At 57.4% G+C, this 12,848-nt stretch carries 9 protein-coding genes; all 9 read right to left on the reverse strand.

Going from position 1 to position 12,848, the window contains the following annotated elements; translation table 11 throughout:
* Positions 1–1,035: 1,035 nt before the first annotated feature.
* Entirely contained in the window at positions 1,036–4,083 is a 3,048-nt protein-coding gene (locus BC1002_RS33780; protein WP_013094461.1) for an efflux RND transporter permease subunit, read from the reverse strand.
* A gap of 11 nt (positions 4,084–4,094) precedes the next feature.
* Complete coding sequence (locus BC1002_RS33785) at positions 4,095–5,246, reverse strand: efflux RND transporter periplasmic adaptor subunit (RefSeq protein WP_013094462.1); 1,152 nt, start codon at positions 5,244–5,246, stop codon at positions 4,095–4,097.
* Positions 5,247–5,340: 94 nt separating this feature from the next.
* Positions 5,341–6,933: an efflux transporter outer membrane subunit gene (locus BC1002_RS33790; RefSeq protein WP_013094463.1), complete on the reverse strand. Its 1,593-nt coding sequence runs from the start codon at positions 6,931–6,933 to the stop codon at positions 5,341–5,343.
* Between the two features lie 217 nt (positions 6,934–7,150).
* A complete protein-coding gene (gene cysC, locus BC1002_RS33795) occupies positions 7,151–7,747 on the reverse strand; it encodes an adenylyl-sulfate kinase (RefSeq protein WP_013094464.1) in 597 nt (198 codons plus the stop codon).
* A 180-nt stretch (positions 7,748–7,927) separates the two neighbouring features.
* Positions 7,928–9,673: a nodulation protein NodU gene (gene nodU / locus BC1002_RS33800; protein ID WP_013094465.1), complete on the reverse strand. Its 1,746-nt coding sequence runs from the start codon at positions 9,671–9,673 to the stop codon at positions 7,928–7,930.
* A 14-nt stretch (positions 9,674–9,687) separates the two neighbouring features.
* A complete protein-coding gene (gene nodS / locus BC1002_RS33805) occupies positions 9,688–10,317 on the reverse strand; it encodes a nodulation methyltransferase NodS (protein ID WP_013094466.1) in 630 nt (209 codons plus the stop codon).
* 86 nt (positions 10,318–10,403) lie between these two features.
* The gene (locus tag BC1002_RS33810) at positions 10,404–10,994 is read right to left on the reverse strand and encodes a NodA family N-acyltransferase (RefSeq protein WP_013094467.1); all 591 of its coding nucleotides are present in this window, start codon (positions 10,992–10,994) and stop codon (positions 10,404–10,406) included.
* A 222-nt stretch (positions 10,995–11,216) separates the two neighbouring features.
* Entirely contained in the window at positions 11,217–11,969 is a 753-nt protein-coding gene (locus BC1002_RS33815; protein WP_013094468.1) for a sulfotransferase, read from the reverse strand.
* A 90-nt stretch (positions 11,970–12,059) separates the two neighbouring features.
* The gene (locus BC1002_RS33820) at positions 12,060–12,848 is read right to left on the reverse strand and encodes an ABC transporter permease (protein WP_013094469.1); all 789 of its coding nucleotides are present in this window, start codon (positions 12,846–12,848) and stop codon (positions 12,060–12,062) included.

Raw genomic sequence — 12,848 nt, forward strand, 5'->3', positions numbered from 1 at the left:
TGCGGCCAGTGTACGTGCGTGGTCAGCGGATGCAGGGGGCAGCTCGCGCCCGAAGATACGCGTGCGATGGTCGATGTAGGTAGAGCGTTGTACCTCATCCATTCGATGAGCTGCGTCTGCTAGACGGCAATCAGCATCACGCCGTGCGCCACGCTGCCGGTATGACTTCGAGGCGTGGCAATCCAGCTAATCGCCTCCGGTTGCGACAGGCAGCTCGAAGGTTACACATAGGGAGGGAGCCATCGTCGCACCGGAACTTGAAGCCATCGGACCACGAATGGTATTGTTGTTGTCCACGGCAACAACACGATCGTCGTGCTGCCGCGTGTATCGCAGCGCGCCGAGACGGCGCAGCAGCAGATGATGCTGTCGGATAACCCGATACACGCGCATGTGGTTGGCGGCGGGGGGCTGTTCTCGACCGGAATGCCGGAGCGCCCAGACGCCTGAAGTCGGAAGAAAATGCGCTACATGGACCAGCATTTCTTCGAGACGTTCTGAGTCATCGGACGGTGTGGCGCTACGACCGCTTGCCAATCGGACAAGCGAGCCCGTTGTCACTGCTACGTCATAGTGGACCGCGCCGAGAACTTCGCAGACCGCTTTCAATCGTCGCCCCCCCCCCCCCGCACCAAGGCGGGCGCGCAAACACGTCTTTGTGCGTCCCATTCCAGGCCTTCCTATAAGGTTCCGACACCGGTCGTCCTGGTGCTCTGATGACGGTACGACGTATCGTCAGCTTTCATCGCTGCCACCCCGCTCGGTCCGACCGGACGCCTAGTTCGGGTAAACGCCTCGCCGACGGCGCGTCGGTTCACTCATAAATTCAACGGTTTCACATAATGTCTTAGGCTTACCGCTAGCCTAGGCTATCCCTGATCTTTGGCGAGTCTTCGTGTCCTCAGATACGTGGGGCTGATCAATGGCGAGACGCAAAGACCCGCATGACGGCAGTCCTTGCAGTCATCGCAAGCTGTGTGGTCCAGCCACACCGCGGCGCGAGGAGTGCGCGAAAAACTGCACAATGGATGGCGGTCACGTCATTGCTGTTGTCTTCTCGTGATGTTCTGCACCTAACAACATGTACATCGACGGGACAACGAACAGTGTGAACAGAGTGCCAATGGACAGTCCTGTGAATATTACCAGTCCGATCGCGTTGCGCCCTGCCGCGCCGGCGCCGGACGCAATCACTAGCGGCAGAACACCAAGCACCATGGCGGCTGTAGTCATGACGATCGGGCGCAGGCGCGCGCCTGCCGCTTCTTCAAGAGCTTCGCGCTTGCCGCGGCCTGAACGCTGTAACTCATTCGCGAACTGCACGATGAGAATGCCATGCTTGCTGATAAGCCCCATGAGTGTGACCAGTCCGACTTGCGTGTAGATGTTGAGCGTGGAAACGCCGATGTTAATGAAGATCAGCGCACCGAACAACGCCAACGGCACTGAGACCAGAATGACGATGGGATCGCGGAAGCTTTCAAACTGCGCCGCGAGTGCAAGGAACACAATGACCGCTGCGAACATCAGAGTGATTACGAAACCGCCGGACTCCTGCATGAATTGGCGCGAAAGTCCGGAATAGTCCATGTTGTATCCTGAGGGAGCGACGCGGGTTGTGGCGTTGCGCAGGAACTCGAGTACTTCGCCCTGCGAAACGCGGGGTGCGACTACGGCCGAGATCGTTGCGGAATTCATTTGCTGAAAATGGTTGATGGATTCGGGCACAACCGTCGACTTCAGATGCGAGACAGTCGAAGCAGGAATCATACTGCCGTCGGAAGTGCGCAGGTTGTAGTCTAGTAGCTGCGATGGGTTCATTCGGTCGACCTGCTGAACTTGTGGAATCACCTTGTACGAACGTCCGGCGACCGAGAAATAATTCGCGTAGTTACCACCGAGCGCAGCTCCGAGCGCCTGTCCCATGTCGCTTTGCGTAAGGCCGAGCGAGGCGACCTTGTCGCGGTCGACCATCAGAACGGTCTCGGGCTTGTCGATCTTTAGGTCACTGTCGACAAAGAGGAACATGCCGCTTTCGCGCGCCTGTTGCAAAACCGCTTGGGTCACCTCGTTGAGGTCATCGAAAGGCTCAGTCGTGTTGATCACGAACTGCACCGGGAAGCCTTGCGCACCGGGCAGGGGTGGAAACTGGAACGCGGCAACTCGCGCGCCCGCGATGCCGTTCCACTTCTGTTGAAGCTCCTGTTGCAACTCGGAGGTCCCTCTCTTTCGCCTGTCCCATGTCGTGAAGAGCACGCCGCCGAAGCCCTGATTCAGCGTCGGCGCACCTGTCAACTGAAACATCTGGGCATACTCGGGCAATTGCTTAGATAGCTGGAACACTTGGTCGGCATACATCTGCATCTGTTGGATCGTCGCATTGGGTGGTCCCTGGATCAGCGAGAGTACGATGCCTTGGTCCTCCTGGGGCGCGAGTTCGGACTGTGACGTCGCAAATAAGTAGATGGTTCCGCATAACAGCATTGCACCCATCACGACGAATACGGTCCATGTGTCCAGTATCGAGCGCAGGAGCCGCATATAACCCCGATGCACTTTCTCAAACTGCTGATGGACGAAACGGTTGAAGCGTCCGGGTTGCTGCTCGTTGTGAAAGAGTCGCGAGCACATCATCGGCGATAGGCTTAGCGCGACCACGCCCGACATGGAGACCGCGCTTGCCAGTGTAAATGCGAACTCCGTGAACAGTGCGCCCGTCAGTCCGCCCTGGAAGCCAATGGGGAGATAGACGGCAATCAACACAACAGTCATTGCGAGTATCGGGCCACTGAGTTCCCGTGCGGCGATGAGCGCGGCATCGAAGGGACGCTTGCCCTCGGTCGTCAGGTGCCGGTCGAAATTCTCAACCACGATGATCGCGTCATCGACCACGAGTCCGACCGCGAGCACCAGCGCGAGCAGCGTCAGTAGATTAATGGAGTAGCCGAGCAACTGCATCATGAAGAATGTGCCGATCAGAGACAGCGGCATCGCGAACAAGGGCACTATCACCGCGCGGAAGCTGCCGAAGAACAGGTAAATCACGAGCGTCACGATCAGTAGTGCCTCGACGAGCGTCTTCACCACTTCGTCGATGGCAGTCTCGATAAAGTCCGTGGCATCATAGACGATGTCGCCCGACATACCCGTGGGGAGCTGCTTCTGCAGATCAGGGAACACAGCTTTGACACGTTTCGCTACGTCGAGCAGGTTTGCGTCGGGTGCTACCTTGATCCCAATGAACACCGAGCGTTTTCCACTAAAAGCGACATTGGAATCGTAGTTGTCCGCACCCAACACGACATTGGCGACATCCTCTAGGCGCACCATCGCGCCGTTCTTCTGCTTGACAACCAGCTTCTTGAAGTCTTCGACGGAATGCAGATCGGTACCAGCGTTTAGACTGACGCTGGTCATCTGGCCTTTGGTTGTTCCGAGCGTCGCCAGATAGTTGTTGTTGCCGAGTGCCGTGTAGACGTCAGAAGCCGTGACGTTGTGCGCTGCGAGGCTGGTCGAATCAAGCCATGCGCGCAACGCGAACTGACGGCCGCCGAGAACCTCTGCGGTTTGCACGCCCTCAATTGAATCGAGCTTCGGCTTGACAACGCGCAGCAGATAGTCAGTGACGTTGTTGCTTGGCAGCACATCGCTGTAGAAGCCCATATACATCGTGTCAGTAGTCTGGCCGACCTGAATAGTCAACACTGGCTGTTGCGCTTGGGGTGGCAACTGGTTGCGCATAGACGCGATTTGGGTGTTGATCTCTGTTAACGCGCGGTTCGGATCGTAGTTCAGGCGCAGAGTCGCGGTGATGCTTGAGACACCCGTGTTACTCTTTGACGACATGTAATCGATGCCTTGCACTTGTGCGATCGCGGCTTCGAGCGGCTGAGTAACGAAGCCGGCCATAGTCTCGGCGCTAGCGCCATAGTACGAGGTGGTGATGGTAACGACGCCAGTGCCAGTCTGGGGATATTCGCTAACCTTGAGTGTCGACAGGGAACGTAAGCCCAGCACGAGGATGAACAGGCTTACCACGGACGCGAGGACCGGCCGTTTGATAAAGATATCGGTGAAATCCATCTGAGGAACTCTTATTGTTCTTGGGGCGTCGGAGCAGGACTGTTTGCCGGCAACACGCGATTGTCGATTACGAGCGGTGTGCCGTTCTTCAGCTTGAGCTGGCCGCTCGTTACCACTAGTGCGCCTTCGTCTAAGCCCTTCAGGATCGCAACCTGATCGCCGCGCGTGGGTCCTGGCGTTACGAAGATTTGTTGCGCAACGGGCATGGTTTTGCCGCGTGCGTCCTTATGTTCGCCCGGTTTGATGACGAAAACTGTTGCCCCGTAGGGATTGTAAGTGATTGCTGTTTGCGGCAGTGTCAGGTAGCGCTGCTCGTGACCAACATCGACTTTTACGCTAGCGTACATCCCCGGCAACAGTTTGCCCTCGCGGTTGTCGAGGGCCGCTTCGACCTCCACGTTGCGCGTCGTGCTGTCGAGGCGCGGGTTGATAGCGCGGATCTTGCCCACGAAGCCGCGGCTCACGAATGCACTTGTATTTACGGCGACGCTCTGTCCCACCTGTAATTGACCGAGTTCCTGCTGGGGCAGGTGAAAGTCGACGTAGATGGGATCGATAGCTTGCAACGTAACAATGGCGTCGCCCGGATTGACGTACTGGCCCGGATTGACTGTCGTGATGCCCACGCGTCCCGCGAAAGGCGCGCGAATCGTTTTTTTCTCAACCAGTGCGGCCTGCTGTTCGACTTGTGCGCGTTTGCTTCTCAGGTCGGCGGCATCAGCATCGACTTGCGCCCTGGCGATCGCCTGAATGTCGTACTGTGCCGTGTCGCGGTTATAGACGGTTTGCGATAGGTCGGCGGCAGCTCTTAGCGAGGCGAGCTGCGCGCGGTCCGAGCGGTCGTTCAGACGCACGAGCACCTGTCCGGCCTTGACTTCCTCGCCGGACTTGAATGCAATCTCGCGAACGAGTCCAGCCACTTCGGTCGTCACGTCGACACCGCGCACGGCACGCAGGCTGCCCACAGCGGCAAGCTGTGGCTGCCATGTCTGATAGCTCACGACGGCGGACGTGACGGTAGCAGCCGGCACCGCGTTGTGCGCCATGAATTTCCGGATCATATGCGCCTTGTACAGGTTGAAACCGATCAGCGCGCCAAGCAGAATGCCCATGCAGATCAGCATGGTGATCATCCGTTTCGCTGTTGGTTTATTTGTCGTCATCGTCGTGTCCTTGCACGGCAAACTGATATGGAGCAGATCCCGTTGGACGCGCAGCATTGGAAACGATGCGGGGCGCGGCAAGCAGAACGAGAGTTCACTGCGGGTTGATATCGGAGTCCGGCTGTCCTGTCTGGATACTCGCAGTGTCACTCCACCAGCCGCCGCCCAGTGCTTCGAACAATGCGGCCGTGTCTGCGTAGCGTGCAGCGCGGGCCTGGGTGAGATTGACGATTGTCTGCTGGTATTGACGCTGCGCATCGAGCAGAGCTAGATAACTGACACCGCCGGCACGAAACTGGCCACGCGTCAGCTCGAGCGAGCTGCTGGCTGCACGCCACGCTCCGGTTTGCGCGGCGAGTGCGGTTGCATCGTGATCGAGTGCGCGGAGCGTATCCGCGACCTCTTCGAATGCAAGCAGTATCGTTTGCCTGTATTGCCCGTTGGCCTCATCGAAGGCGGCTTCCGCCGCGCGCTTTTTAGCGCTCAGTTCGCCTCCGTTAAAGATCGGCTGCGTGAGCCCCGCGCCGATGTTCCAGATCATGTCCGCGTACTTCAGCATGCCCGCTGGCGTTAATGATTGCGGGCCGTAGTTTGCGGACAGCGTAAGCTGCGGATACATGTTCGCGGTTGCGACGCCGACGTGGGCGCTCGCCTGACGCAGCAGGGCTTCCGCAGCTAGGATGTCCGGACGTTGACGGACGAGCGACGAAGGGAGGGCGATGGGTAAGGTCTGCGGTAGGGTGAACATCGACAGCCTGAACTCGGGAACGCTGTTATCGCTAGGCGGCTTACCCGCGAGCACGGCAAGCTGATGTCGCACCCGATCGAGAGACTGCCGCAGTGGCGGCAGGGTAGCGCGCGTTTGTGCGAGCAACGTTTCCTGCGAGAGCACGGCCACGCGACCCACACCGCCGAACTCAAGCTGCTTACGCAATACACCGAGCTGAGTCTCCTCATCCGCGGCGATACGCTCGGTCGCGTCAATCTGCTCGCGGAGGGAAGCTTCCCTGACCGCAGCGGTGACGATGTTCGCCGACAGCGCCAGGTATGTGCTCTGTAGCTGCAAACTCTGGAAGTCGACCTGCGCGCCCAGTGCCTCGAGTTCGTGCCGTGCAGCCCCGAAGAGATCCAGGTTATAGGAAACGTTCACTGATGCGTTGTACAGGCTTAGTATTCTTTTCAGGCTGGGCTGGCCTAGCGTCGCGCCATTGAGCTTTTCGCGAGTAGTATTGAGCTTGACATCGATGGCGGGATATAGATCGATCCCAGTTTGCGCGCGCAGATTTTCACTCGCCTGGCGCAGCGCCGCGCTGGCTGCAGCGATATTCGGGCTATTTGAGAGGGCCTCGCGTATGAGCGCGTCGAGGGGCTCGCAACGGTAAAGGGTCCACCATTGTGCAGGCAGCTCGCCGCCAGCCTTGAACTGCTGCGCAAGACCGGTCGCACCGGGCGACGAAACCGTGTATTCCGGTAGGGCCGTCGGTGTATAGTTGTCGGTCGCGGGCGGCGCGGGAGTGCGATATTCGGAACCGACTGTGCAGCCGGAAAGTGAATAGACTAGTGAAAGCAGGACAGTGATCGATGCGGCACGGCCGAAAGGCCGATTTGCTGCGGGAAGCAACGCTGGGTCGCGCGACCGCGGCTGCGATCGTCCGCGATAGCAATTGAGATTGCCGTAATCAATCATCTGTCTACCTTGGTCCGCGTGAGCGCAGTGCAATCAGATGGGTGGCTGAACAAACTCACCTCCCTGGCACCGGGTTCGCTGGAAGGAGGGTATGCAACATGCGAGTGTCGACGTTTCGCCCGCTCCGGCAACTGTCGTCGATCGAGCCGCTCGTCCGCCATGGACATCGGGTTATCGAATCCGGTTCTGCGGTGTGCCCACGCTCGTCTCGCTCCAACTAGCGGCTATTGAGCCAGTTCACCACAAGGTCCGCGCCTTCATCGATGGACTTCGAACATGTGTCGATGAATACGTCCGGGACCGTCGGCTGTTCATACGGCGAGTCGATGCCGGAGAAATGCTGTATGGCGCCAGTTCTCGCAAGCCGATACAGTCCCTTGGGATCGCGAGATTCGGCTACGGCCAAACTAGCGTGAACGTGGATTTCGGCAAAACGATGCCTACCCGCGGTGGATCTCGCGAGTTCCCGATCGCGACGGAACGGCGAAATGAGGCACACCAGCACTACGAGCCCTGCGTCAGCCATCAATTTTGCAACTTCGGCCACGCGCCGTACGTTCTCGTGGCGATCCGCATCCGCAAAGCCGAGATCCTTGCATAGACCGAGTCTGATGGAGTCTCCATCGAGAATGTAGGTGAGTTGGCCGGACGCATGCAGTAGTGCCTCGACCTTGTCGGCAATCGCCGACTTTCCAGCTGCCGACAGCCCCGTGAACCACAGGATGGCGGGCGTTTGCCGGAGCAATCGTCCTCTCGACTCCGGCTGAATCCGGAAGCCGTGGACATGAAGATCTGAAACGGAGGTCTTCTGCATACTTGCCTACGATAGGGGTGAAACCGCTGTTGGAAGCAAAGGCGTCCGCTCTGCATCACGGCGTTGGAGCAGTGTGGTGGGGCATCGGTATTGCAACTTAGAAAATCTTGACATTGAGGAATGCTGCTGCTGACTGTGCAGTTCGTCCGTGAAAGAGAGTCCCTGACGCACTCATTCAAGTCACGCCCCGAGCGGTGCGGCTACGGCCCGCTCAAACCGGCCGCCAGAACCTGGTTCGTCGATTGACGGTGGCAGGCCAGTGCTACATGCCTTGCTCAATAAAAGACCGTCGCACCATACATGTTCGACACCTCCCCACTCGCAGGCTGAAGCAGCGTCCGGAAAGAAGCCACGTCCATGATAGTTGGCACTGGTGTTACATAGCAAAGGAACGCCAGTGAGTCTTTCGTATTGAATCAGGAGTTGCGCCACGGGATGCGCGGAAGTTCTTGCAATGGTTTGCAACCGAGCCGATCCGTCGAGATGCACTACGGCGGGGATCCTCTCCCGCCATTCCTCGCGCGTCTGATGATCGAACAGCATGTAGGGGTCTGGAGTACCGGGACAAAAGACGGCAACCGCCCGATCTTCAAGACATATTGGTGCTACCGGACGAAAATGCTCCCGATGCTTCACCGCGTTGAGGAAGTCCTTCATCGCAGGGGACGTCGCAGCAGCGAGAATGCTTCGGGCACCCAACGCTCGGGGACCCAGCTCTGCCCTGCCGGCTAGGAAGACGACGGGTTTATTTTCAGCGAGTACGCCGGCGAGTTGTGCAATGGAGCAAGGGGACGCTGTCCATCCGGGCGGCACGTCACCAGTTTTCACTGCTGGCCCGCTATAGATCGACCATTCCAACGGCAGGAAGCCTTTGTTCGCCGCCATCGAGCAGCAAGCGGCGCCAATCGCAGACCCACTATCGTTCGGAAAAGGCGGAATCCAGATTGCGTTAAAAAGACGACTTTCACGTAGTGCGCTGTTCCATTTGATGTTAAGAGCGCATCCGCCAGAGATGCACAAGTTCCGCGGCTCGAAAATCGGATGGCGTGAGAGCGCTGCCTCCATTCCTTGAACCAGAAGACGCTCGAGGAATACGTGAAAGGATGCAAGTATGTCCTCTTGAGGCTTGGCCTCCAATTGTGGAACGCATTCTTGGAAAAAGTCGCGTATAGCTGCGAGAGATCTTTCTGGTATGCGGACATTCTCGCGGTAGTCTTGCGCAAGTTCGGTGTCGCCGGCAAAGCGTTGCTCATAAAGCTCCCGAAAGACTGCAATGATGCCTTCGTCGACCGACCCGAGCGCGATGTATGCCATAAGCTTACCGGCCACGCCCAGGTCCCAGTCAGCGCCGCTCGCCTTCTTATAGGGCCCGAAATGATGTCCAGCCGCCGCGTACATTTGGCCGATAACTGGGAACAGGCAATTGACGAGGCGTGCTTCGTCCGGTCGCACATAGTACAGTCTTGGAACCATGCCGCCATCCCAGACTAGGCAGTATGCAGGCTCCCCGCTTATCGCGAACGGACTGGTGCAGTACGCGGACGCGACATGGCCCGAAACATGAGGGTAGCTCTGATACGAATACGATTGATCGCCGATTAACAGGCCGGTGCGTTCGAGCGGATGGAGGAGATCGTCGGCCCGTTCGATATAGGGAGCGCCTTTCAAGATCACAGGCGTACGGCCGCTGAGAGTGCGAAATTCTGACTCTATCTCGCCGTCCCAGCCATCAATTACAAACTGATCGATATCGTCGACACTCAGCCCGTGTTCGCTCAGCACTGTTTCAACTACGTCGAGATTCCCGATTTCCTGATATCGCGGGTTATTGTCCCGCTTCTCCTGTTCGATGCAAAAAAGGAGCTTTCCATCCTCGACAACAGCGATGGCTCCATCGTGTGTCAGTTTGATGCCGCAGATGCGCATAGTATCTCCCCGCTCTAACGGAGGCAATTCGGTTGATTTGGAAAATCCTTCGGGCTCCGGAAGCGCGCGAGCATGCAATCCTCATTGGACGACCGCCCGATGCACTGCACGCGCTCGACTTCGGTCAGCTCTTCCTGTAGCATTTCGAGCACCGTTTCCGCCCCGGCGATGTGCCCCCAACGCCGGCAATTGGCGTCAACAGCCGATCCGAATACCAACTGGCCGTTGGGCGCAAGCATGCGCGCCAAGCTCTGCACAGTGGCCCGTACCTCGGCGATGCTTCCGAGGTAATAAAGAACCTCTGCGACAACGATCAGATCGAACTTTTCCGGAGCCGAAAAGCGCTGGATGTCTGATACGATCCAAGTAATATTGGTCCGTTCCATTAGCCGTGCGCGCGTTCGCGCGATCGCCTCTGGAACTACATCGATGACGGTGAGCCTTCGACAGTGAGGCGCCAGCTTTTCCGTGAACGCCCCGCCCGCACATCCGACTTCGAGTGCATTTGTGACGACGCCCTCGGCAAGTGACAATCGAAGCATTTGCCTGTGGCGATCGAATTCGAACGGGTTACTGTCCAGCCGCCACGGATCGTTGGAGTTCAATTCCCGAAGCAGCAAGTCGAAATTCGCTACATGTGTCAAGTTCACATACCTCGATAGTCGTTTACTATAAGGACAATTGCATGGGGGCGTCGGCTCCACCGCCTTCTGTGGTGAAGCGCCAGCCTTCAGAGCTCCGGACCATTGCGCTCGATTGCACTCCCCTCAGGCCACTGGCTCATCGAGCTACCAATCGGCATGACTACCGCAAGGACGTCTTCAGTGCGTGTCGGGGGCAAATCTAGACGAACGTCGGCCAGAGTTGACCGCACCCGCACGCCCGAGACGACCGTTCCCAATCCATGCCGACACAACCTCGCGATATGGTTCTTCAACTCATGGCGCACCGTGCCGAATGCGAATGGGACCCGAAGGCCCTGCAGTGCCGGATACATCGCGCGGATCGAATGGCTGATGCCGAGTCCTTCGAGATCCGGACGAACTCCGTAAAGTCCCAGCTCGGCTACCAGAACATCGACCGTGCCAACCTTGATGAACCGGCGCAGCGAGCCCATGTGAGCCGCCACCCCTTGCGAATCGTAGGCAATCGCACGGAGTTCGGGCCGCGCACCAGCCCAACTCCGGCTGCCCTCGAAAGGTTTTGCGTTAAAAGATCCAGTTGGGCCATACGTTGCCCGAAAGAACTCGGACAATTCTATGTGGTCCGAGAGCCCTAGCTCATTTTCCCAACAGAGTTTCCATTGCACAGTTGAGGCCATTTGAAGTCACCTTATAACAATACGTTCATACGCCACTCGCTGAACACTGAACCGTAACAGTGGGCCATACACATCGGAGTTCATCTGCTGCTCGGCACGCAAGAATTACTTTAGCTAGGCTGCGGACCACGAAACCCGAGTTTGCGAGTCGATAAAGCCAATACTCTTCAAAAGCTAGCCAATTGAGAGCTATCGCGGCAATCTTGATGTTTGGCGGGCCGATCAGCCCCCTTGAGCTTCGAAAAATCTAAAGTATCGACCGCCCTGGAAGTGACGCCTCAACTCTTCGAAGTTAAGTACCGTCTGCTGCAGCGATCGAACTTCCTGACGTCTAAGAGATGTGTTGTCAGAGCAAGGGTGATTCGAGATGCCGAGAAATGCCGAGACCGCCTTCAGGGTTGGGGCCGGATCGTCCCGAAGAGTTTCATAGTCGATAGTGAGCACGCTCGACGGTGAAAACGAGCTCAGAATTAAGTGGTGGAAGTCGTCCGCGGCCTTAAAGTAAGCCTCACAGTCTTCGATTTTCAATATGACTTGCGGAGGCGGACGTGAGTCGTCGTTGTCAGGACCGTATTTTAGCCACTGACCGCTTTGTCTTGCTTGCACCAAAGAACGAAACGATTCCAACGTGTTTCGTCGAATCACGAGCAGTACCTTCAAACGTGGCCACGCGACCAGCGTCTCGAAAAACCCGGGACGTTCGTTAAACTGAGGCTGGTTGATCTTGCAACCGACGTGTGTCAAATGCGGATTCCCGGTCATGGTCGGATGGTGCAGATAGGCTAGCTCGAGCAGTTCGCGATCGCTACGCAAAAGCCGGGCGCGATCGGACCACATCGCGTCATACGGATTGAGCAACTCACCATTGCTTGACACGTTCGGATGCGCATTCAGCAATTCTTCCAAGTAGTGCGTGCCGGTCCTCGGCATCCCCACGATCACAAATGGCTCAGTTGTCTGCATGGGGTATGTCATGGTGTTCATCTAACGGGTTGAAAGAGGGTGTGAGCGGTCCGCAGATAGTCCGTTGCGAAGCTCGTGGGCTCGGATTGATTGCCAAAATCGTCACGACATTAGGCGGCGGCGAAGTAGAACCGCCGATATAAAGAACGGCAATACTGCGTAGACGCAAAGCGTAGCCACATGAAGGCTGATACTAGCGACAGGCCGTGCCAGCATCGCTGGGCGGATCAGCTCAACGGAATGTGTCAGCGGAAGGAATCTCGCAATTTGACGAAGACCACCGGGGAGATGACCGACCGGGAAGACGACGCCGCTTAGGAACAACATAGGCGTCAGAACAAGGGTTTGGTAAAAAATAAAATAGTCGTAAGTGGGCGCGATGGCGACGAGCACCATAGCCAGACTCGCGAAGGCGAGTCCAGTGAGAACGACGACGGGCATGACATAGATGATACTCGACAGCGCCGCATAGCCTAGGACCGCAGCAACCACCATCACCGCAGCGCCGGCAAGAAGGGCTTTTGTGGCCGCCCATGAAAGTTCACCTAGAACGACGTCGCCAATCGTGAGTTGAGTGCATAACACCGCTTCCCACATGCGCTGAGTATGCATTCGCGAGAAAGCCGCATAAATCGTCTCAAAGGTGGCAGAAGTCATTGCGCTCGTCGCAACCATTCCAGCGGCCAAGAACGCGATGTATGACGTGCCGTCGACACGGCCAATCATTATTCCCACACCTAAGCCAAGACCGAACAGGTACATCATTGGATCCGCAAGGTTCCCGAGGAGCGAAACAAGCGCAGATTTCCTCCATGCAAGGTAGTTGCGGTGCCATACCGTGCGCCAGTTCAGTGCGTTGCCGGGCAGAGTTAACATGAATACATCACGCAT

It is taken from the genome of Paraburkholderia atlantica (assembly GCF_000092885.1).
GTDB lineage: Bacteria > Pseudomonadota > Gammaproteobacteria > Burkholderiales > Burkholderiaceae > Paraburkholderia > Paraburkholderia atlantica.